The organism is Nonomuraea sp. NPDC048882 (assembly GCF_040649755.1).
GTDB classification, from domain to species: Bacteria; Actinomycetota; Actinomycetes; order Streptosporangiales; family Streptosporangiaceae; genus Nonomuraea; species Nonomuraea maheshkhaliensis.
On record NZ_JBEZGB010000007.1, the window covers coordinates 184,863 to 205,635 of the forward strand.

At 70.5% G+C, this 20,773-nt stretch carries 20 protein-coding genes and 1 tRNA gene; 10 read left to right on the forward strand and 11 right to left on the reverse strand.

What is annotated here, in order from left to right; all coding sequences use genetic code 11:
* Positions 1 to 147: 147 nt before the first annotated feature.
* Positions 148 to 2,517 carry a right-handed parallel beta-helix repeat-containing protein gene (locus tag AB0C27_RS25680; protein WP_357848206.1) on the forward strand — a complete coding sequence of 790 codons (2,370 nt, stop codon included), beginning with the start codon at positions 148 to 150 and terminating at the stop codon, positions 2,515 to 2,517.
* Between the two features lie 113 nt (positions 2,518 to 2,630).
* Here the strand turns inward: AB0C27_RS25680 and AB0C27_RS25685 are convergent, their stop codons facing one another.
* Together AB0C27_RS25685 and AB0C27_RS25690 are read right to left on the reverse strand one after the other, a co-directional pair.
* Positions 2,631 to 4,070: an NAD(P)/FAD-dependent oxidoreductase gene (locus AB0C27_RS25685; RefSeq protein ID WP_357848208.1), complete on the reverse strand. Its 1,440-nt coding sequence runs from the start codon at positions 4,068 to 4,070 to the stop codon at positions 2,631 to 2,633.
* A gap of 1 nt (position 4,071) precedes the next feature.
* Entirely contained in the window at positions 4,072 to 4,632 is a 561-nt protein-coding gene (locus tag AB0C27_RS25690; protein WP_346106220.1) for a hypothetical protein, read from the reverse strand.
* Positions 4,633 to 4,748: 116 nt separating this feature from the next.
* On the opposite strand from AB0C27_RS25690, the gene AB0C27_RS25695 reads away from it, so the two are divergent.
* Positions 4,749 to 5,354, forward strand: coding sequence for a TetR/AcrR family transcriptional regulator (locus AB0C27_RS25695; RefSeq protein ID WP_357848210.1), 606 nt, complete (start codon positions 4,749 to 4,751; stop codon positions 5,352 to 5,354).
* Between the two features lie 56 nt (positions 5,355 to 5,410).
* Here the strand turns inward: AB0C27_RS25695 and AB0C27_RS25700 are convergent, their stop codons facing one another.
* Positions 5,411 to 5,602 carry a hypothetical protein gene (locus AB0C27_RS25700; RefSeq protein ID WP_357848212.1) on the reverse strand — a complete coding sequence of 64 codons (192 nt, stop codon included), beginning with the start codon at positions 5,600 to 5,602 and terminating at the stop codon, positions 5,411 to 5,413.
* Positions 5,603 to 6,178: 576 nt separating this feature from the next.
* Positions 6,179 to 6,252 (reverse strand) — tRNA-Lys (locus AB0C27_RS25705).
* 101 nt (positions 6,253 to 6,353) lie between these two features.
* Here AB0C27_RS25705 and AB0C27_RS25710 point away from each other — a divergent pair.
* Together AB0C27_RS25710 and AB0C27_RS25715 are read left to right on the forward strand one after the other, a co-directional pair.
* A complete protein-coding gene (locus AB0C27_RS25710; RefSeq protein ID WP_357848214.1) occupies positions 6,354 to 7,193 on the forward strand; it encodes a MoxR family ATPase in 840 nt (279 codons plus the stop codon).
* Positions 7,186 to 8,553 carry a VWA domain-containing protein gene (locus tag AB0C27_RS25715; RefSeq protein WP_357848216.1) on the forward strand — a complete coding sequence of 456 codons (1,368 nt, stop codon included), beginning with the start codon at positions 7,186 to 7,188 and terminating at the stop codon, positions 8,551 to 8,553. Before AB0C27_RS25710 ends, AB0C27_RS25715 begins: the two co-directional genes overlap by 8 nt.
* 56 nt (positions 8,554 to 8,609) lie before the next feature.
* Here AB0C27_RS25715 and AB0C27_RS25720 read toward each other — a convergent pair whose 3' ends face one another.
* On the reverse strand, positions 8,610 to 9,377 hold the full coding sequence (locus AB0C27_RS25720; RefSeq protein WP_357848218.1) for a nuclease-related domain-containing protein: 768 nt from the start codon (positions 9,375 to 9,377) through the stop codon (positions 8,610 to 8,612).
* A 183-nt stretch (positions 9,378 to 9,560) separates the two neighbouring features.
* Here AB0C27_RS25720 and AB0C27_RS25725 point away from each other — a divergent pair, with 183 nt between their 5' ends.
* The gene (locus AB0C27_RS25725; protein ID WP_357848220.1) at positions 9,561 to 10,193 is read left to right on the forward strand and encodes a TetR/AcrR family transcriptional regulator; all 633 of its coding nucleotides are present in this window, start codon (positions 9,561 to 9,563) and stop codon (positions 10,191 to 10,193) included.
* Here AB0C27_RS25725 and AB0C27_RS25730 read toward each other — a convergent pair.
* The 3 genes from AB0C27_RS25730 to AB0C27_RS25740 are packed head-to-tail and all read right to left on the reverse strand — an operon-like array spanning position 10,164 to position 13,584.
* Positions 10,164 to 11,225: an acyl-CoA dehydrogenase family protein gene (locus tag AB0C27_RS25730; RefSeq protein ID WP_357848222.1), complete on the reverse strand. Its 1,062-nt coding sequence runs from the start codon at positions 11,223 to 11,225 to the stop codon at positions 10,164 to 10,166. The two genes, AB0C27_RS25725 and AB0C27_RS25730, sit on opposite strands and share 30 nt — an antisense overlap.
* Positions 11,222 to 12,385, reverse strand: a complete 1,164-nt coding sequence (locus tag AB0C27_RS25735) for an acyl-CoA dehydrogenase family protein (RefSeq protein WP_357848224.1) — start codon at positions 12,383 to 12,385, stop codon at positions 11,222 to 11,224. The genes AB0C27_RS25730 and AB0C27_RS25735 overlap by 4 nt, the downstream gene beginning before the upstream one ends.
* Positions 12,382 to 13,584: an acyl-CoA dehydrogenase family protein gene (locus tag AB0C27_RS25740; protein ID WP_357848226.1), complete on the reverse strand. Its 1,203-nt coding sequence runs from the start codon at positions 13,582 to 13,584 to the stop codon at positions 12,382 to 12,384. Before AB0C27_RS25740 ends, AB0C27_RS25735 begins: the two co-directional genes overlap by 4 nt.
* Positions 13,585 to 13,691: 107 nt before the next feature.
* On the opposite strand from AB0C27_RS25740, the gene AB0C27_RS25745 reads away from it, so the two are divergent.
* Together AB0C27_RS25745 and AB0C27_RS25750 are read left to right on the forward strand one after the other, a co-directional pair.
* The gene (locus AB0C27_RS25745; protein ID WP_357848228.1) at positions 13,692 to 14,282 is read left to right on the forward strand and encodes a GNAT family protein; all 591 of its coding nucleotides are present in this window, start codon (positions 13,692 to 13,694) and stop codon (positions 14,280 to 14,282) included.
* A 103-nt stretch (positions 14,283 to 14,385) separates the two neighbouring features.
* Entirely contained in the window at positions 14,386 to 15,003 is a 618-nt protein-coding gene (locus AB0C27_RS25750) for a VOC family protein (RefSeq protein WP_357848230.1), read from the forward strand.
* A gap of 74 nt (positions 15,004 to 15,077) precedes the next feature.
* Here AB0C27_RS25750 and AB0C27_RS25755 read toward each other — a convergent pair whose 3' ends face one another.
* The gene (locus tag AB0C27_RS25755) at positions 15,078 to 15,677 is read right to left on the reverse strand and encodes a TetR/AcrR family transcriptional regulator (RefSeq protein ID WP_357848232.1); all 600 of its coding nucleotides are present in this window, start codon (positions 15,675 to 15,677) and stop codon (positions 15,078 to 15,080) included.
* 81 nt (positions 15,678 to 15,758) lie between these two features.
* Here AB0C27_RS25755 and AB0C27_RS25760 point away from each other — a divergent pair, with 81 nt between their 5' ends.
* On the forward strand, positions 15,759 to 16,895 hold the full coding sequence (locus tag AB0C27_RS25760; RefSeq protein WP_357848234.1) for an FAD-dependent monooxygenase: 1,137 nt from the start codon (positions 15,759 to 15,761) through the stop codon (positions 16,893 to 16,895).
* On the opposite strand, the gene AB0C27_RS25765 is transcribed toward AB0C27_RS25760, so the two are convergent.
* Positions 16,822 to 17,892 carry a DMT family transporter gene (locus AB0C27_RS25765; RefSeq protein WP_357848236.1) on the reverse strand — a complete coding sequence of 357 codons (1,071 nt, stop codon included), beginning with the start codon at positions 17,890 to 17,892 and terminating at the stop codon, positions 16,822 to 16,824. The genes AB0C27_RS25760 and AB0C27_RS25765 overlap by 74 nt on opposite strands.
* A gap of 237 nt (positions 17,893 to 18,129) precedes the next feature.
* A complete protein-coding gene (locus tag AB0C27_RS25770) occupies positions 18,130 to 18,504 on the reverse strand; it encodes a VOC family protein (protein WP_357848238.1) in 375 nt (124 codons plus the stop codon).
* 197 nt (positions 18,505 to 18,701) lie between these two features.
* On the opposite strand from AB0C27_RS25770, the gene AB0C27_RS25775 reads away from it, so the two are divergent.
* Positions 18,702 to 19,784 carry an acyltransferase gene (locus AB0C27_RS25775; RefSeq protein WP_357848240.1) on the forward strand — a complete coding sequence of 361 codons (1,083 nt, stop codon included), beginning with the start codon at positions 18,702 to 18,704 and terminating at the stop codon, positions 19,782 to 19,784.
* A 90-nt stretch (positions 19,785 to 19,874) separates the two neighbouring features.
* Positions 19,875 to 20,693, forward strand: coding sequence for an SAM-dependent methyltransferase (locus tag AB0C27_RS25780; RefSeq protein ID WP_357848242.1), 819 nt, complete (start codon positions 19,875 to 19,877; stop codon positions 20,691 to 20,693).
* Positions 20,694 to 20,773: the final 80 nt, after the last annotated feature.

Here is a 20,773-nt window from a genome sequence, read left to right on the forward strand (position 1 = left end):
TGAATCGGCATATATCGGGTTACGTCATCGCATGTCGGTTGGTCAAACCATTGAACTCGCGCCACGCGGGCGTTACGGTTCACCCCAACGGACTTTTGGCCGCCTGTACTATTGTATCGATTGCTACGTGATGAGGTCTGCCCGAGCATGCCAAGACGAGTGACGATCCCCCTGGTGGCAGCCCTGCTGGCGGGCACACTCCCCGCGCTCCCCACCGCCGCCGCACCCCCCGCCCAGACCGTCGTGTACGTCGCCAAGACCGGCAAGGACGACGCGACCGGCACCGAGAAAGACCCGTTCGCCACGATTGAACGCGCCCGCGACGCCCTGGCCGGCCGGACGAGCGAGCGCAGGCCGGGCGTCGTCTACATCCGCGAGGGCGTCTACCAGACGTCCAGGACGATCGAGGTGACGGGCCCCGCCCAGTCGTACGTCACCTATGCCGCTTATCCGGGCGAGCAGGTCGAGCTCGCGGGCGTGACCACGCTCGCGCCGGAGAAGTTCCGCAGGCTGAGCGACGTGCCCGAGGGCGAGGCGAAGTGGTCGTCGCGCTCGCGCGTCCCCGCCGCCGCGGCGGCCGGCGTTCACGTCTACGACCTGGGCGCGGAGGGCATCCCCACCGGCACGCTCAACAAGAACGGCTTCAACTGGAAGCCCCAGCCCTTCGCCCCCCAGTTGATCACCGACGACGTCGCCCAGACCCTCGCGCAGTATCCCAACGGCGCCGCCAAGCTCGACCGCACCCACGTCACCGTCAAGGAGGCCCCGAAGGGCGCCCGCGACTACTTCTCGGACAAGACCGCCGACGGCACGACCCTGCCGTACGAGGACATGCTCAAGCTCCCCGGCCCCGTCTACGCGGTCGCCGACCGGGCCGTCGCCGAGCGCCACACCACGTGGGCCAAGCCGATCGGCGCTGCCGAGCCCGACAGCACGAAGGTCGAGACGGACGGCTGGCTGGCCGGATATTTCGGCAACAACTACGCCAACGACCGCGTACGCATCGACCAGGCCGGCGGGAACGAGCTCAGGACGACCTACCCCACCATGTACGTCGCTACCGACAAGTGGACGTCGTTCGTGGCCCAGAACGTGCTGAGCGAGCTCGACACCGAGGGCGAGTACTACATCGACCGCTGGCAGGGCCACGACACCCTCTACTACTACCCGCCCGGCGGGACGGTGGAGGGCAAGACCATCAGCCTGACCTCCTTCGACGCCCCGTTCTTCGAGCTGGAGAACGTCAGGGGCGTCACGCTCAAGGGCCTGAAGCTGAACGGCACCACCGGCACCGGCGTGCGCCTGCTCGACGCCGAGTCCTGCACGATCGACGGCCTGGAGATCCTCAACGTCAGCATGGACGCGGTCCAGATCGGCGAGGCCAACGACGCGATCACGGCCATCGCCGAATACCGTACGAGCCGGGGCGGCCACCGCAACCGCGTCGTCAACAGCAGGCTGCACGACCTGGGCGGCGGCGGCGTCTTCACAGCGGGCGGCGACCGCGACTCGCTCGAACGCGGTGACCACGTGGTGGAGCACAACGAGATCTACGACTTCTCGAAGCTGGCCACGTACACGCCCGCCGGTTACATGTACGGCGTCGGCAACACGTTCCGCTACAACGACGTCCACGACGCGCCGCACATGGCCATCCAGATCATGGGCAACGACATGGAGATCAGCCACAACAGGTTCGAACGGCTGGTGACGCACGCCTCCGACCAGGGCGTCATCTACGCCGGGCGGGACTACACGTACCTGAACAACGTGGTGGCCTACAACCTGTTCAGGGACATCGGCGCGGACGGCAACCAGGCCATCTACATGGACGATGGGATGTCGGGGATGGTGGTGCACCACAACTTCTTCGACACCGTCCAGCACGGCCTGTTCTACCAGTCGGGCCACAGCAACGTCGCGGCCGACAACGTGTTCAAGGACGTGAAGTACATCGGCCACGACAAGCTCTACCACGAGGGCGGCAAGCGGCTGCCGGTGGCCAACGCGAAGGTCGTGGTCGAGCGGTTCAACGACATGCTGAAGCCCGGTGACGGCACCGGATTCACCAACACCCGGCGCAACGTGGAGAAGTGGTACCGCCACTACGCCAGGCAGTATCCGAACATCCGCGACTGGTACGTCCCGTCCACCGCCGACGGCCGGGTCTGCACCGAGATCGGCACCACGGAGTGCACGGACGAGCAGGTGTGGAGCAACCCGGACTCCGTCTACGTCCCGGCGCACAACGTGCTGACGCGGTCGGTGAGCATCGGCACCGGGGACTTCGCCTACACCGACGACGCCGGCGGGCTGAGCGTGAAGACGTTCAACCCGGACTTCGACTCCCACAACGTGAAGGGGGCCGGCGCCGCCGAGCTCGCCTTCGATCCGGCCACGGGCACGTTCGACGCCCGCACCACGCCACTGAACGCGGCCGAGGGCTTCGGCCGGGCGTGGGTGAAGGAGTGGAACAGGATGTTCACGCTGGACGGCATCGGGCCGGCCGCGAGCTGAGCTGGGGGCAACGGTAAGGCCCAGGCCGTCCTGGCCTGGGCCTTTACCACGCTCGCGAGCCTCCCCCGAGAGCTCGCGCGGCCGGAGAGTGCGCTGCTCCCCCGGCCGGCCGATCAGCGGCCGTACGTCTCCAGCAGCCGCAGCCACACCTCGGAGACCGTGGGGTACGAAGGGACCGCGTGCCACAGCCGGTCCAGCGGAACCTCGCCGACGACCGCGATCGTCGCGGCGTGCAGCAGCTCCGCGGTGTCCGGGCCGACGAGCGTGAAGCCGACGATCACCTTGCGGTCCTCGTCCACGACCATGCGGGCGTGTCCCCGGTAGCCGTCGGCGTGCAGGGAGGATCCGGCGACGGCGCCGAGGTCGTAGTCGACGACGCGGGTCCTGATCCCGGCGGCCTCGGCGGCGGCTGCGGTCAGCCCCACCGACGCGAGCTCGGGGTCGGTGAAGACCACCTGGGGCACCGCGCGCTCGTCGGCCGTGGCCACGTGCCGGCCCCAGCGGTCGTCCTCGACCGCCTCGCCCTTGGCCCGTGCCACGATGACGTCGCCGACCGCGCGGGCCTGGTACTTGCCCTGGTGGGTCAGCAGCACCCGGTGGTTGACGTCGCCGGCGGCGTACAGCCAGCCGTCCCCGACCGGGGTTCCGTCCGGCCCGAGCACGCGCAGCGTGTCGTCCACCGTGAGCCAGGCGCCCGGCTTCAGTCCGACGGCGCCGAGACCGATGTCCTGGGTGTTCGGCGTGCGGCCGACCGCCACCAGGACCTCGTCGGCCTCGACCTGACCGCCGTCGGCCGTCGTGATGCGCACCGTTCCCGTCTCGTCGCGGTGCACCGACGCGGCCTCCGCGCCGAGGCGTACCGAGACGCCGGCCTCACGCAGCGCCTCGGTCACCCGCTCTCCGGCGAACGGCTCGGCCTGCGGCAGCACGCCGTCGCGGGCCAGCATCGTCACCGTGGAGCCCAGGGCGGCGTAGGCGGTGGCCATCTCCGAGGCCACCACGCCGCCGCCGATGATCGCGAGCCGGCCGGGGACCGCGGTCGCGGCGGCGGCCTCCCTGCTGGTCCACGGCTTGGCGTCGCGCAGACCGGGCAGGTCGGGCAGCAGCGCGCCGCTCCCGGTCGCGACGACCACCGCGTGCCGGGCCGTCAGCGTGACCCGGGCGCCGTCGGCGCCGGTGACCTCGACCGTCTTCTCGGACACGATCCGGCCCTGGCCCCTGTGCAGGGCGATACCGACCGATTCGAGCCAGGCCACCTGGCCGTCGTCCTTCCAGTGCGAGGCGAAGGAGTCACGGCGGGCCAGCACCGCGGCCGCGTCGATCTCACCGGTCACCGCCTCGCGCGCTCCGGGCAACTGCCGCGCCGCCCTTAACGCGGCCGCGCTGCGCAGCAGGGCCTTGGTGGGCATGCAGGCCCAGTAGGAGCATTCTCCGCCGACCAGCTCGCGTTCGACGATGGCGGCGCTCAGACCGCCCTGCACCGCGCGGTCGGCGACGTTCTCGCCGACAGGGCCGGCTCCGAGAACGATGACGTCGTAGGTGTGCTCGCTCATGTCACTTGCCCTTCGCGGCGCGGCCGAGACGCAGGGCCGAGATGAGGAAGAAGATGCCGCCGGGGATGGCGTAACCGGCCGCGTTGGCCAGCGTCGGGTTGGCCGCGGAGGCGCCGAGGATGAACGAGGAGCCGGCGAGGACGGAGATGCCGCCGCTGAGGATCATCGGCCACTGGCCGCCCATCTTGCGCCGGGGGACGGCCACGATGAGCTGGACCAGCCCGGCCACGATCGCCCAGGCGCCCCACACGCGCAGCACCGCAGGGATGCCGGAGGTGCTCGCGATGGCCACGGCGATGGCGGTGATCGAGCTGACCGCGACGTTCACGTACAGGAGGGTCGGCGAGCCGGTGGAGCGCGAGGAGCGGGCGTCCACGATGGCGGCGCCGACGTCGAACAGCGGGTAGAGCACCAGCAGGGTGACCGCGAGCGGTCCCAGGTTCATCGCGGTGGTGAACATCACGAGGGCCCAGACGATGGCGAACGCGAACCGGACGAAGTACAGCCGGCGTAGTGCGGACGCGGTGGTGGAGATGCCGGATGAAGCAGCGATGGCACTCATGACGAGCCTTTCAGTGACGGGGGCCTTCCCAAGACCGAACGTTCTATCGTTCCCGAGTATGGTCCTGGCGCGCGCACACTGTCAAGACCGAACGTTCTACCGCTAGAATGACGGACATGCGCAGCCCCACAGAAGCCCGGCCGTCCGAAGCGCGCAACCGGCTGCTCAGCACGGCTACCCGGCTCTTCTACACGGAGGGCATCCACTCCGTCGGCATCGATCGCATCGTCATGGAGGCGCAGGTCACCCGGGCCACCCTCTACCGGCACTTCACCGGCAAGGAAGACCTCGTCCTCGCCTACCTGAGCGAGGTCGACCGGGCCCTGCGCGGCCAGGCGGAGGAGATCATCGCCGCCGGCCTGCCCCCGGCCGAGACCATCAAGGCCATCAGCGCGTCCATCGCCCAGGGCATCCAGTCCCCCGGTTTCCGAGGATGCGCCTTCCTCAACGCCGCCGCCGAATACCCCGACCCCGAGTCGCCGGTGCACCAGACCGTGCTCGCCCACCGCCAGTGGTTCCTCGACACGGTCACGGAGCAGCTCGCCAGGATCGAGAAGTCGGGCTCGGAGGCCGCGGCCCGCCACTTCGTGATGATGCGCGACGGCGCCATGGCGGCCGGCTGCCTCTTCGACCCGGCGCTGATCTGCGAGACCCTGCTGCACGGATCGGAGCGGCTGCTGGAGGTCTACACTGCCACCAGCGAGCAGAAGTCAGTCACCTGAAACGTGCCTCGGCGCTGGGGCGGACCAGCGCCGGCGCATCCTCGTAGGCGCTGGTTTCACCACGTCAGAGCGTCGATGCCCACGGTCATCGCGGTGTCGGCGCCGGAGTAGAGCTGCATCCCGATGGCGTGCAGGCGGTCGGCCTCGGGGACGGTCCAGGTCAGCGGGCTCCAGCCGGCGGTGGCGGGCAGCCCGATCTCGGTCTCGGGGTTCTCCGGCGCCCACACGGGCTTGGAGGCCGAGTCCATCGCGAAGAACCTGACACCACCGGGCACCGGGAACCCAGAGCCAAGTGGTCACCTTCATACCCGGGCGCAGGCCGCTCAGCCCTTGGGTGGTGCCGACGGCGGAGTAACCCTTCTCCGCCGAGGCGCCGGTCACCGAGACCAGCACGGCCCGCCTGCCGTGCTGGGCGATCTTCGTGGTGATGGTCGCCTCGGCCCCCACCGTCGCGACGGCGACCAGCGCGACGACGACGGTTATCACGACAGGGACCCTGACGCCTCGACGCTTCCGCTCAGCGGGAGGCGGCCCGGCGGGAGACGGGGTCGCACCAGCTGCGGATTCACGAGCTTCCGCGAGCGGCGGATCCTCCCCGTCCAGGGAGACGCCCCCGCCCAGGGAGACGCCTCCGACATCGGCGCGAGGGCATGCGTGGCGCCGGCCCCCCGCAACTGGAGACTCGACCCGTTCTACCGGCAATCGGGCGGCATCTGCACGACCTTCGCCTAGCCCCACCGGCACGAGCCCCTCACCTCGAAGCCGGCCCACCAGGAAACCCGAAAGCCCCAGCTCAACCTTCTGAGCTGGGGCTTTCTTCGCGGTGCGCCGCCAGGGACTCGAACCCCGGACCCGCTGATTAAGAGTCAGCTGCTCTGACCAACTGAGCTAGCGGCGCTGGCAGGAAGGAATATACCGGTGATCCGCATCCTGGTCGAATCGGATTCCCCTGGACATGAGCCGCTAGAATAAAGTTCGGCCCCAAGAACAGGAGCATCGATGTTCGACTCGCCCACCGATGTGACGGAGCGGCTCGCCGCCGTGGACTACCTCTCCGACGACGCCATCTCCACCTCGGTGTTCCTGGCCGCCGCGCTGGGGAAGCCGCTGCTGGTCGAGGGGCCGGCCGGGGTCGGGAAGACCCAGCTGGCCAAGGCGGTGGCCCAGACGACCGGGGCCGACCTGATCAGGCTCCAGTGCTACGAAGGGCTCGACGAGACCAGGGCTCTGTACGAGTGGAACTACAAGAAGCAGCTGCTGCGCATCCAGGCCACCAGCGCCGACGACGACATCTTCAGCGAGGAGTTCCTGCTGGAGCGGCCCCTGCTCAAGGCGATCAGGTCCGAGCGGCCGACCGTGCTGCTCATCGACGAGACCGACAAGGCCGACGTCGAGGTCGAGGGGCTGCTGCTTGAGCTGCTGTCCGACTTCCAGGTGACGATCCCCGAGCTGGGCACGATCGCCGCCACGCGCAGGCCGTACGTGGTGCTGACCTCCAATGCCACCCGCGAGCTGTCCGAGGCGCTCAAGCGGCGCTGCCTCTACCTGCACATCGAATACCCCACGCCCGAGCGCGAGCGGGACATCGTGCTGGCCCAGGTGCCGGGTTTCCGGGCCGAGCTGGCCGAGCAGTTGGCCAGGACGGTGGCCACGCTGCGCGCCCTGGAGCTGAAGAAGGCCCCGTCCGTGGCCGAGACCGTCGACTGGGCCAACACGCTGCTGGCGCTCGGTCGCGACGAGCTGGACGAGGCCACCGTCGCGGGGACGCTCGGCGTCGTGCTCAAGCACGCCTCCGACCACACGCGGGCGGTCAAGGAGCTGGGGCTGCCCGATGCCTGAGCCGGGGTCCCTGGTGGATCGGCACATCGGCTTCGTGCACGCGCTGCGCGAGGCCGGGGTGCCGGTGTCGGTGGCGGAGGGGCTCGACGCGGCGAACGCGCTGCGGGTGGTCGAGCTGGCCGACCGGGAGTCGCTGCGGGCGGCGTACGCGGCGACGCTGGTCAAGAAGCCGGCCTACCGGCCGGGGTTCGACGTGCTGTTCGACCTGTGGTTCCCAGCCTCGACGAGCGGGATCAGGCCCCACGTCCCGCGTACGGACCTGGAGCGGGCCGACGTCAAGGAGCTGCGCGAGCACCTGGCGGCGCTGCTGACCGGCGCCACCGACCAGGAGCTGCGCGCGTTCGCCCAGGCCATGGTGGAACGGTTCGGCCGGCAGGAGTCGGGGCCCGGACGGCAGAACTGGTTCTCCTACAGCGTCATGCGCGCCCTGTCGCCCGAGACGCTGATGGCCGGCATCCTGCGCGGCGTGCTGCAGGGGCACGAGCGCGGCGGGCTGGCGGAGAAGACCCTGCGCCGGCGGGTCGACGACAACCGGCGCCGCTTCGAGGAGGCCGTGGCCACCGACGTGCGCCGCCGCATCGCCGAGGACTCGGGGATCGAGCGCATCGCCCGCTCCGCCGTACGCCCGCCGCTCGACCAGGTCGACTTCCTCCGCGTCACCAAGGCGGACCTGGCCCGGCTGCGCAGGGAGGTGCACCCGCTGGCCCGGCGCCTGGCCGCCCGCCTGACCATCAAGCACAGGAAGGGCAAAAGGGGCAGGCTCGACTTCCGCCGGACCGTGCGGGCCTCGCTGCAGAGTGGCGGCGTGCCGCTGACGACCCACTTCAAGCCGCCCCGGCCGCACAAGCCCGAGCTGGTCGTGCTCTGCGACACCAGCGACTCGGTCTCGTCGTTCGCGCACTTCACGCTGCTGCTCACGTACGCGCTGCGCGAGCAGTTCACGAAGGTGCGGGCGTTCGGCTTCGTGGACACCGTGGACGAGATCACCCGGTTCTTCCTGCCGGGCTCCGACGTGGTGGAGGCCATGACCAGACTGGCGGACGAGGCCGACATGGTCCGCTTCGGCCGGACGAACTACGGGCACGCGCTTGAGCGCTTCGCCGAACGCTACGGCGACGCGATCGGCCCCAAGACGTCGCTGCTCATCCTGGGCGACGCCCGCTCCAACTACCAGCCGCCCGCCCTCGACGTGCTCAAGTCACTGGTGTCGAAGTGCCGCCACGCCTACTGGCTCAACCCCGAGCCGAGACAGCAGTGGGACACCGGCGACTCGGTCGCGAGCGACTACGGCACGGTCGTGCCTATGCACGAGTGCCGCAACGTCGCCCAGCTGACCGCGTTCATCGAAACGCTGGCCTGAGCCCCGGCTGAACGCGCCGTAAGCACCCGGCACCGGACGCGCCGTGAGCCCCCGCGCTAGACGCGCTGGAGCTCGCGGGCCGCGGTGCGGGCCAGCAGTTCGATCTGGGCCTCGTTGAGCGCGCCCGGCTCGGCCGACTTGATGAGCCTGCTCACCGTCCGCGGTTTGACGAAGGTGAGACCCTCGCCCATGACCACGCCCTCCTTGGGCAACATCCCGCAGTGCACCACGAGCACGGGCGTGATGTTCACCGGGACGCCGGTCTCCCGTGTCAGCAGCTCGGAGAACGCCTCGGCCTGCTCCACCAGCGGCTTGGCGACCTTGGTGCCGTATTTCTCGCCGATGAACAGCCGTCCGGCGTAGCAGGCGATCTCGATGTCGGGGGCCCACGACTCGTTGTCGAGGATCCAGACGCCGCCTGGACCGATCACCAGGTGGTCGATCGAGGCCTGGCCGCGGATCGCCCTGCCGTCGAGGACGTGGTAGCCGTGGCGGACGAGCGACCTGCGCAGGATGCGGCCGGTGATCGCCTCGCCGCGCCGCGCGCCACGCCACACGGCCGTCTTGTGGAAGGCGTGCCAGTGCAGCAGCCAGTCGCCTCCGGCGACGGCTCCCGCCAGCAGCAGTCCGGTGAACGCGGAACCGCCGGCGAGGCCGAACCGCAGGCCCAGCGCCACACCGACGACGAATCCCACAGCGGCCTTGACGTAACGGTACTTACGCCGCGTCGGCGCGTCCTCGCGCCAGAACTTCTCGTACCACCACTGCGGGGAAGATCCTGTGTACTTCTCGTTGGGCTGCACGTAGATAGAGCCACCGGGCACGGCAAACTCCCCGAAATGAGTAGGTCTTGCAGGATCTGCCACGCCGAAGATCCCTCGCCGGTCAAGAGATACCCGTTCTCCAACCAAGGCGAGCCTAAGGTGACGGAATTAGTACCCGCAAGACCACTGACCCTGCCGCAACCGACCAGTCGGTACGCTAAGGCGGTGACCAAGGGGGATCGTGTGAAAGAGGAACCGGTCAGACAGCGCCTGCTGGCCGAGGCGACCCGGCTGTTCGCCGAGCGTGGCTTCGAGAGCACCTCGGTCCAGGAGATCGTGGTGGCGGCCGGGGTCACCAAGGGCGCCATGTACCACTATTTCGATTCGAAAGATGATCTGCTGCACGAGATCTACGCCCGCGTCCTGCGCATGCAGATGGACCGGCTGACGCAGATCGCCGACGGGCCGGGAACGCTGCGCGAGCGGCTGCACCGGGCGGCGGCCGACGTCGTGGAGACGACGGCCGCGAACCTCGACGACTCGAAGATCTTCTTCAGGTCCATCCACCTGCTCGCGCCCGAGACGCAGAAGACCGTCCGGGCCGAGCGCCGCCGCTACCACGAGCGCTTCCGCGCGCTCGTGGCCGAGGGGCAGCGCACCGGCATCTTCAGCGACCGGGTCCCGGCGGAGCTGGTCGTCGACTACTTCTTCGGCTCGGTGCACCACCTGGGCACGTGGTTCCACGCGGCGGGGCCGCTGACCGGCGCCCAGGTCGGCCGGCACTTCGCCGACCTGCTGCTGTCCTCGCTCGAAGCAGCGCCCGAAGCCGAGCCCGACGACCGCCGCTCAGGCGGGGCCGGGGACGTCGACCATTGAGGCCAGCGCCTCCCGGTGGTCGCCCGGCGTGCCCAGCGCGATCTCGGTGGCCTTGGCGCGCTTGAGGTAGAGGTGCACGGGATGCTCCCACGTCATCCCGATCCCTCCGTGCAGCTGCAGCGCCTCCTCCGCGGCGTGCACGGCCACGCCCGCGTTCCACGACTGGGCCACGGCCACCGAGATCGACGAGCTGTCGGCGACCGCGCTCCTGGCGGCGGCCCTGGCCCTGACCACGTCCAGCCACAGATCCGCCAGCCGGTGCTTGATCGCCTGGAAGGAGCCGATCGGCCGGGCGAACTGGTGCCGCTCCTTGACATAGGCCAGCGTCGTGTCCAGGCACCACTCGGCCACGCCGAGCTGCTCGGAGGCGAGCAGCCCCGCCCCGAACCGCAGCACCCCGGCCAGGTCGCACGCGCCCACGCGCCGGGCCCGCGCCCGCCGCAGCGTGACGGTGGCGACCGGCCTGGTCAGGTCGAGCGAGGTCACGACCTCGACCGTGACACCCTGGGCCATGCCGTCCTCGACCGCGTACAGGTCGCCGCCCACCGGCACGAGCAGCACGTCGGCCACCTCCGCCCCAGCCACGCCGGTGACGGTCCCCGACAGCCTCCCGTCGCCGTCCAGGCTCACGGAGGCGCCCCGCTCCGGCGCGTACGGCGACGCCGCGAACGACACGACCAGCGCGGCCGTCAACCGCCCCTCGGCCAGCTCGCCGAGCAGCGCGTCACGGGTCGGCAGCAGCGCCCGCGTGGCCAGCACCGAGCTGGTGAAGAACGGCACCGGCGCCACCCCCCGGCCCAGCTCCTCCAGCACCACGGCCACTTCGCTGGCCGAGGCGCCGGCCCCGCCCAGCTCCTCGGGGACGAGCAGCCCGGCCACCCCGATCTCACCGGCCAGCGTCTTCCACAGGTCCAGGTCGTACGGCTCGGACTCGATCCGCTTGAGCACCGCCGCGGGCGGGCAGCGGTCGGCGAGCAGCCCGCGCACGGCCGCGCGCAGTTCCTCCTCGACGTCGGAGTAGAGCAGCGTCATCGCGGCAGGTCCTTCCAGGGCACGTCCTTGTCGACACGGGGTTCGGAGGGCAGGCCGAGCACCCGTTCGGAGATGATGTTGCGCAGGATCTCCGAGGTGCCGCCCTCGATCGAGTTGCCCTTGGCCCGCAGGTAGCGGTAGCCGGGGCCGCGGCCGAAGAAGTCCACGTCCTCGGAACGGCGGAACGCCCAGTCGTCGTAGCCCAGGTCACGCCGGAACTCCACGTCGAACCCGGACAGCGCCTGGTTCAGCCGGGCGAACGACAGCTTCATGCCCGACCCCTCGGGGCCCGGCTGGCCCGCGGACAACTGCTCGCGCAGCCGCGTCCCCGACAGCCTGGTGACCTCGGCCTCCACCCACAGCGACAGCAGCCGCTGGTGCAGGTCGTGGGTGCGCAGCTCCGGCTGCTCGCGCCAGGCGTCGAGCACGGCGGCCATGGCGCCGCCGCCGCGCCGCGTGGGCGCGCCGCCGATGGCCACGCGCTCGTTCATCAGCGTCGTCTGCGCGACCCGCCAGCCGTCGCCCACCTCGCCGAGCCGCAGGTCGTCGGGGAGCCGCACGCCGGTCAGGAACACCTCGTTGAACTCGGCCTCGCCGGTGATCTGCCGCAGCGGCCGCACCTCGACGCCGGGGGCGTGCATGTCACACACGAAGTACGTCATCCCGCGGTGTTTGGGCACCTCCGGGTCGGTACGGGTGACGAGGATGGCCCACCGGGCGTGATGGGCCCCGGACGTCCACACCTTCTGCCCGTCCACCACCCACTCGTCGCCGTCCCTGACCGCCCTGGTCGCCAGCGTGGCCAGGTCGGAGCCCGCGCCCGGCTCGCTGAAGAGCTGGCACCAGACCTCCTCCCCCGTCCACAGCGGGCGCAGGAACCGGCGTTTCTGCTCCTCGGTGCCGAACGCCAGGATCGTCGGCGCGGCCATGCCCAGCCCGATCCCCTGGATCCCGGTGTTGATCTGCGGCGTGTCGGCCAGCTCCCGCTCCACGACCTGCTGCAGCTCCCTGGGAGCCCCCAGCCCGCCCAGCCCCTCGGGGAACCACACCCAGGCCAGGCCCGCGTCGAACCTGGCCCGCAGGAACTCCAGCCGGTCGCCGCCGGGGTCGTGGTCGCCGAGGAACGCGGCCACGCGCTCCTTGATCTCCGCCTCGTTCACATCCACCTCTTGAGCTCGCGATAGGCCAGCGACCGCTTGTGCACCTCGTCGGGTCCGTCCGCCAGACGCAGGGAGCGGGCCCCCGCCCAGAGGGCGGCCAGCGGGAAGTCCTGGGAGACGCCGCCCGCGCCGTGCACCTGGACGGCCTTGTCGAGGATCCACTCCACGGTGATGGGCGTGGAGATCTTGATGGCCTGGATCTCGGTGTGGGCGCCCTGGTTGCCCACCGTGTCCATCAGCCAGGCCGTCTTGAGCACGAGCAGGCGGGCCTGCTCGATCTTGATCCGGGACTCGGCGATCCAGTCCTGGACCACGCCCTGCTGCGCCACCGGCTTGCCGAAGGTGGTCCTGGCCAGGGCCCGCTTGCACATCATCTCGACCGCGCGCTCGGCCATGCCGATCAGGCGCATGCAGTGGTGGATGCGGCCGGGGCCGAGGCGGGCCTGGGCGATGGCGAAGCCGCCGCCCTCCTCGCCGATGAGGTTCTCCGCCGGCACGCGTACGTCCTCGAACACGATCTCGGCGTGGCCCCCGTGGTCGGCGTCGGTGTAGCCGAACACGTGCATGCCGCGCTTGATGTGCAGGCCGGGGGTGTCGCGGGGGACGAGGATCATGCTCTGCTGGCGGTGCTTGGGCGCCTCGGGGTTCGTCTTGCCCATGACGATGAAGATCTTGCAGCCGGGGTTCATCGCGCCGGAGATGAACCACTTGCGGCCGTTGATGACATATTCGTCGCCGTCGCGGGTGATCGAGGTGGCGATGTTGGTGGCGTCGGAGGAGGCGACGTCGGGCTCGGTCATCGCGAACGCCGAGCGGATCTCCCCGTCGAGCAACGGTCGCAGCCACTCCTTGCGCTGCCACTCGTTGCCGAACATGGACAGCACTTCCATGTTGCCGGTGTCGGGCGCGGCGCAGTTCGTGGCCGTGGGCGCGATGCTGGGACTCCGGCCCATGATCTCGGCCAGCGGGGCGTACTGGAGGTTCGTCAGCCCCGAGCCGTGCTCGCCCGGCAGGAAGAGGTTCCACAGGCCGCGCTTCCTGGCCTCGTCCTTCAGGTCCTCAAGCAGCGGTGGCGGGCTCCAGCCCGAGGTGGCCGCCTGCTCCTCGAAGGCGGGCTCGGCCGGATAGACGCATTCGTCCATGAAGCGGAGCAGTCGCTCGCGCAGGTCCTCGGTGACGTGGTCATAGGCGAAGTCCATGCCCGTGAGCCTACCGACCGGCCGGTATGAGTGTCGACAGGTGGTTCCCCGTAAAAAGGGACAGGTGGCCATGAACCCGGCTGATCTGGCCTCATAGGGTGACCAGCATGACCGCGAAGCTGCCCGCGCCTGTGGTGCTGGAGAACGACGTCGTCCGGATCGAGCCGCTCGCCCTGGACCACGTACCCGACCTGTTCGCCGCCGGAGGCGGGGACGACGACGTCTGGCGCTGGCTGCCCATCGACACCCCGCGCACGGAGGCCGCGCTCGGCGCGACCGCGCGGACGCTGATCGAGGACGACCGGCACGTGCCCCACGCCGTCATCGCCAAGGAGAGCGGGCGGGCCGTCGGCTGGACCACGTACTGCGACGTGCCCGGCTTCGAGGAGAGCATCGAGATCGGCTGGACCTGGTACGGCCGCGCCGCCTGGCGCACGGCCGTGAACACGAGCTGCAAGCTACTGCTGATCGACCACGCCTTCGCGCTCGGCTACAACCGCGTCCTGCTCAAGACCGACAACCTCAACCTCAGGTCCCAGAACGCCATCAAGCGCATCGGCGGCCTGCACGAGGGCACGCTGCGCCGCCACCGCAAGAGGCCCGACGGCACCTGGCGCGACACCGTGTGTTTCGGCATCCTCGACGACGAGTGGCCGCCGCACCGCGACCGCCTGACCGCCCGCCTCGCTCTTTCCTAGGAGCGACTTCCCTAGGAGCGAGACTTTCCTAGGAGCGGCCTCCTGGGGGCGGCACTTAGGAGGCGCTGAGCCCTGGGCGTGCGCGGCGTGCTGGAATGCGTGCATGATCCTGGACCATCTCGTCTACGCCACCCCCGACCTCGACGCGACCGCGGCCGAGCTGGAACGGCTGCTCGGCGTGCGCCCGGCCGAGGGCGGCAGGCACCCGGGCTTCGGCACCCGCAACCGGCTGCTGGGGCTGGGCGGCCGGAGCTATCTGGAGATCGTCGGCCCGGATCCGGAGCAGGAGGACCCGGCCGGGCCGCGCCCGTTCGGGATCGACGGTCTGCGGGCGGCCGGGCTGGCGGGGTGGGCGCTGGCGGTGGAGGACATCGACGCGGTGGTCGCCCGCGCCCGCGATCGGGGCTACGATCCCGGCGACCCGCAGGACATGTCCCGCCGCACGCCGTCCGGCGAGCTGCTGCGCTGGCGGCTCACCCCGCCGCACCGCGCCGGGCACGAGGGGCTGGTGCCGTTCCTGATCGACTGGGGCACGACCCGGCATCCCGCCGAGGGGCTGCCGGTGGTCGAGCTGGTGTCCGTGGCCGCCGTCCACCCCGACCCCGAGGCCGTACGGCGGGATCTGGCGGCGGTGGACACCCGCCTCGACCTCGCCGAGGGCCGCCGGCCCACGCTCACCGTCGTCCTGTCAGGACGGCACGGCCCGGTGACGCTCACCTGATCACGGCACGAGCCGGCGCAGGTCGGCGCAAATCGGCGCAGGCCGGCTGCGGGTCGGGGCAGGCCGGATGCGGGTCAGGGGCGCGGGCCGGGCGAGGGTTCAGGGCCCAGGTCCGGCGTGCGGCCGAGCATGCCGGTCAGGAGTTCGCGCAGGGCCGTTTCGAGCTCGTCCCGGTCCGGTACGGCCCCCGCGCCCGCGATGGCGTCGAACATGAGCCCCTCCCCGAACGCCACGAGGCTGCGCGCGTGCCGTACCGGCTCAGGTGAGCCCAGGGCCGCCAGCATGGCCACGGCCGGATCGCGGAAGCGCCGCCCGGCCTGGTCGTAGATCGTGCGCAGCTCAGGCCGCCGGGTGGCCTCCAGGGCCAGCTCGTAGCGGGCCAGCGTGCGGCGGCGGTCCTTGAGCTGGATGTGCAGCGCCTCGGCCATGCGGGCGGGCAGCCCGCCCAGCTCGTACGACTCCGCCCCGTACGCCCCCGCCAGCGCCCGCAGCTCCAGCTCGGTGAGCCGCGACAGCGTCAGCTCCAGCAGTGCCGCCCGCGTGCGGGCCAGGTTGGAGGTGGACCCGGGCGGCAGCCCAGCGACCTCGTCCACCGCCCGGTGGGTCAGGCCGCGCATGCCCCGCTCGGCCAGCAGGGTGATGGCCGCGTCCGCCACGACGTCTGAGCGTTTCACGGAAGCCGATACTACAGGGGTAGTGGGACCGGACTACAGGCGTAGTACAGTGACACTACAGACGTAGTGAGGAGGCTCGCGATGGCGAAGGCCGTGGTGGTCGGCGGCGGGGTCGGCGGCATGGCCGCCGGGGTGGCGCTGCGGCGCAAGGGGTGGGACGTGACCGTCCTGGAGCGCGTGCCGGTGATCGAGCCGGTCGGGTCGGGCCTGGCGATCTCCGCAAACGCGCTCAAGGCGCTCGACGCCGTCGGCCTCGGCGACCGGATCCGCGCGCTCTCCTCGGCGGAGGGCCGCTTCGGCCTGCGGCGCTCGGACGGGCGCTGGATGGTGCAGACCAGCGAGGCGGACGCCGACGCCGAGTACGGCGACTCGGTGGTGGTCCTGCTGCGCGCCACGCTGATGGAGGTGCTGCTGGACGCGCTCGGCCACGACCGGCTGCTGCTCGGCACGGCCGTCAAGGACGTGGACGCGGAAAGAGGCCTCGTCCGCACGGAGGCGGGCGATCTGGAGGCCGACCTCGTCGTGGCGGCCGACGGCATCCACTCGGCCACCCGGCGCACGCTCTTCCCCGAGCATCCGGCACCGGCGTACTCCGGGGTGACGGCCTGGCGCGGCCTCATTCCGCGCGGAAGCCTGACGATCCCGCGCTCGGAGAGCTGGGGCCGGGGCACGGTGTTCGGCATCCACCTGCTGGCCGGGGACGTGGTCTACGTCTACGCCACCGACGTGCTGCCCGCCGGGACCGTGCACGCCGACGAGCGGGAGGAGCTGCTGCGCAGGTTCGGCGGCTGGCACGAGCCGATCCCCGCGCTGCTGCGGGCGGCCGACCCCGCCATGATCATCAGGAACGACATCTACCACCAGGCCCGGCCGCTGCCCGCCTTCCACCGGGGCAGGGTGGCGCTGGTCGGGGACGCCGCCCACCCGATGACGCCCAACCTCGGGCAGGGCGCCTGCCAGGCGATCGAGGACGGCGTGGTGCTGGCGCACGTGGCCGGGGGCGACCTGGCCGCGTACTCGGCGGCCCGGGTGGAGCGGACCGCGAAGATCGTCCGGCGGTCGATGACGCTGTGCCGGATGAGCAGGATCCGCAACCCGGCGGCGGTGTGGCTGCGCGACGCCGGGCTGTCGGCCGCGGCCCGGCTCAGCCCAGGTCTGATGTTGCGGTCGATGGACGAGCTGCTGCGCTGGCGTCCACCTGGGGAACCTGCACGGTGATCGTGCGCTCGGCCAGCTCGGGAGAAAGCCGGTCGGCGCGCGGCGATGAGCCGTTGGCCGGCTGCGTGGCGCCGTTGAGGGGCTGGTGGGCGGTGCCGTTGACGGGCTGTGCGGTGCCGTTAAGAGGCTGTGCGGCGCCGTTGGCCGGCTGGCCGGCGCGTTGCGGGGAGGGCCGCGTGGTGGCCGGCTTGGCGTTGTGGTCGGGCGCGAGGCGGCCCAGCGTGATCGTGCCGCCGATGGTCAGGGCGGCGGCCAGCACGGCGGGCACGGCCGTCGAAGCATCGGTCGGCAGCGGCTCCCCGAGCAACAGCGTCCCGGCCAGCACGGAGGTGATGGGGTCGATGACCTGCACCCCGGCGTACGCGATGCCGAAATAGCCCACGGCGTACGAGCGCTGCAGCAGCACCACCGCGCACACCAGCAGCACCGGCACGGCCAGGCTGAACCAGTGGATCAGCCGCCCCCAGTCGCCCTGCATGCCGCCGCCGATCACGCGCACGAACGTGGACACGCTCGCGGTGACGGCCCCCGCGCCGACGGACAGCAGCAGCGCCTTCGCCGGCCCGTGCACCCGGCTCGCGATCATCTGGGTGGCCAGCGTGACCACCCCGATGACCGCGATGAACCCGAGAGCGGCGCCGTTACCGAGCCTGGGCGTCACGTTGTGCGTGGGCACCAGGAGCATGAGCCAGAGCAGGCCCACGGCCACGGCGATGGAGCCGAGGATCTCCGCGCGGTAGGGCCGCCGCCCGTACATGAAGGCGGCCAGCGGCACCGCGAACACCAGGGTGGCCACGCTGATCGGCTGCACGGCGACCAGGGGCGCGAAGCTGAGCGCCACGGCGTGCAGGCACGCGCCGCTGAAGGAGATGATGCCGCCCACCCACCAGCGCGGGCGTCTGGCGAGCTTGAGTGAGGCGCCTTCCGCCACGACCTCGTACTGCTGCAGCGCGGCCCCGAACGCGTATCCCAGCGCGCCCGCCAGGGCGATGAGCATGCCGACCCACGTCATCGCGGCCCGCGCAGACTCGGGGATCCTTTCAAGAGCATTGCTCCAGCTTATGAGGCCGGAGGGACTCCAGAATCATCCTTTAGGCTGATAAAACATTACAAGTCGGGGGCGACTCGTACGGACATGTGGCTCATCCTTGAGCCCGAGCAGGCGTTTCGCCCCGTTCCAGCCCTCCTGTCACGAGACGCCACGCCCGCGAGCGACGGCCCCGATTCGGGTGGGTTACGACTGCTCGGGGCAGACGCAGAAGAGGTGGCCCTGCGGGTCCCGCAGCACGACCCAGCGCGTGCCCTCCTCGGTGACGCCCGGCTGGAACTCGGGCCTGGTGGCCCCCAGCGCGACGTACTCCTTGACCGCCTGGTCGACGTCCGGCACCCGGAAGTCGAGGTGGAACTGCTTGCCCGGCCCCGGCCAGTCGGCCGGCTCGCGCTCGGGCACCCGGCCGAAGTAGATGCTGGTGGTGCCGTCGGTGATGGCGGCGTACTCGTCCTCCGCGTACGTGATCTCCATCCCCGTCACCTCGTGGTAGAAGGCCGCCAGCGTGCGGGGGTCGGCACAGTCGATGGTGAAGGCCAGCAGCCTTGCTTTCGTCGTCATGCCGTTCACCCTCGCAGCCATACCTGCCATCTCCTGTCAGGTACGTCGTGCGGCCTTACGCGGACGGGTCCGACTTTTCCGACAGAACATCAACAAGCCGTCGGTTTTCGTGTAAACCCGTAAGAATGCCTTTCACGTTTTTTAACCAACTCGCAAGCTGATGCCGCCACCCTCTCTACAACAGAAGGGAGATACCCGTGCGAACCAGGCCAGAACGGCTCTATGAGATCGACGGGCTCCGGCTGCTGGCGGCTCTGTGCGTGGTGCTGTTCCACTACGTCTTCTCCGGGTGGGCGGGTGGCAAGACCACTGTGACGTTCGTCACCGAGAGCGCCTGGGCCAAGTACGGCTACCTGGGCGTGGACCTGTTCTTCCTCATCAGCGGTTTCGTCGTGCTCATGAGCGCCTGGGGCAGGACGCCCCGGCAGTTCGTGGTGTCCCGCGTGGTGCGGCTCTATCCGGCGTACTGGATCGGCATCGTGATCACCGCCGTGGTGACCGTGACGCTCGGGCAGGGGCTGTTCCAGATCTCGTTACCCCAGGTGCTGGCCAACCTGACGATGTTCCAGGCGGTGCCGAACATCGAGAACGTGGACGTCGTCTACTGGACGCTCTGGGCCGAGATGCGGTTCTACGTGCTGATGCTGGCCTTCACCTTCATCGGGATGACCAAGGGCCGCATCATGGCCGGACTGTGGGGCTGGCTGGCACTGACGTTCCTGGTCGAGCTGGGGCTGCTGCCGGGGATCGCGGACCTGGTCGTGCAGTCGGAGTTCTCCCACTACTTCATCGCCGGGATGGCGCTGTTCATGCTCTACCGCTTCGGGCTGACCGTGCAGATCGCGCTGCTGGTGCCGATCTGCCTGGGCAACGCGGTCTACCGGGCCATCGGGTACGCCGAGGCGGTCGGCGAGCGGTACTCGGTGACGTACTCGCCGGTGGTCATCACGGCCGTGGTCGTGCTCATCTTCCTGGTCATGACGTTCGTGTCGCTGCGGGTGACGAGCGTGCTGGCCAGGCCGTGGCTGGTGACGGCGGGGGCGCTGACGTACCCGCTGTACCTGCTGCACGCCCACGTCGGGTTCATCCTGTTCGCCCGGCTGGAGGACGCGGTGAACAAGTACGTGCTGCTGGTGGCGATGATCGCGGTCATGCTGGGGGCGGCGTACCTGGTGCACCGGTTCGTGGAGCGGCCGCTCGCGCCCCGGCTCAAGCGGCTGCTGTCGAAACGGGAGCCGCCCGCGCACGCCGTGGTGCCGGCGGGAAGCCCGACAGCGTGAGTTGACTCTCCTGACAACCGCCCGCCAGGCGGAGCGTGGGGCCCCCGGCTGCGGATACGATCCGCGTCACGGATGGCAGAAGGAGCCCGGATGAGTCTCAGCGGTGAGCAGCAGGAATGGGCCCCTCCAGGCGTGGATCCCGAGCGGCCCAGCGTGGCCCGTGTGCACGACGCTCTGCTGGGCGGCCAGGAGAACTTCGCCTCCGACCGCTCGGTGGCGCGCCGGCTCAAGGACGCGGTGCCCGAGGTCGTCGACCTCGTCTGGTGCAACCGGGCCTTCATCGGCCGGGTCGTCGACTTCCTCGTACGCGAGGCGGGCGTCAAGCAGATCATCGACCTCGGCGCCGGGCTGCCCACGGTCGAGAACACCCATGAGGTGGCCCAGTTCGCCGACCCGCAGGCGCGGGTGGTCTACGTGGACAACGACCCCATGGTGGAGCCGCACGCCCGCGCCATCCTCGGCGGCAACCCGAACGCCGACGCCATCACCGCCGACGCCCGCGACGCGGACGCCGTGCTCGGCCATCCGGCCGTGCGCCGGCTGATCGACCCGGAGCGGCCGACGGCGATCCTGATCATCGGCGTGCTGCACCTGTTCTCCGACGAGGAGCAGCCGCACGCCCTGGTCAGGCGGTACATGGACGCGCTGCCGCCGGGCAGCCACCTGGCCGCCTCCAACTTCCTGGCCTCGGACAATCCCAAGGCCAAGGCGCTGGAGATCATGCTCCAGGCGACCATGGGCACCGGGCACTTCCGCGACCGCGAGGCCGTCGAGCGCTTCTTCGACGGCCTGACGCTCGTGGAGCCCGGCGTGGTGCACTTCCCCGAGTGGCATCCCGACGACCGCCTCCCCGGCCCGCTCGCGCCCTGGGAGGAACTGCTGGTCGGCGGCGTGGCCCGCAAACCCTGAGGCACGGAACGCGCCGACCGCGCGGCACGCGACGCGTGAACCGTGCGGCACGAAATCGTGGCGCGGTCAGGCCCGCGTGG